Source organism: Bacillus sp. NTK074B (assembly GCF_017303375.1).
GTDB lineage: Bacteria > Bacillota > Bacilli > Bacillales > Bacillaceae_B > Rossellomorea.
This window is the reverse complement of record NZ_JAFKOH010000156.1, coordinates 1-262: the sequence shown is the minus strand read 5'-3', so window position 1 is coordinate 262 and position 262 is coordinate 1. Positions and strand designations below refer to the sequence as shown.

1 protein-coding gene is annotated in these 262 nt (G+C 63.4%); it reads left to right on the top strand.

The window, feature by feature from the left end; all coding sequences use genetic code 11:
- On the top strand, positions 1-196 hold a 196-nt coding region (locus JI667_RS21820; RefSeq protein WP_206858583.1), incomplete at its 5' end, for a hypothetical protein.
- Between the last annotated feature and the right edge of the window lie 66 nt (positions 197-262).

The following is a 262-nucleotide window of genomic DNA, read 5'->3' as shown; positions in this document are numbered from 1 at the left end:
AGCGGCCTCGGTGTCGCTCGATCATGCCGAGCGTATCGAGCTCTGGGCCCAGATCCAGCGCAAGGTAATGGAAGACGTGCCGTCCTTCCCCATCGTGATGGCCGCCTGGCAGACGATCTCGAACAGCCGGATCGCCGATCACACCACGAATGCCAAAGGCTTCGAAGGGTCGCTCGCGCGCGTGCGCATCGTCTGATTGCTGCCCTGCCCCGCCGGTCCGTTGGTGCCGGCGGGGCAGTTTTCCCTTCTTTACGGACATTGA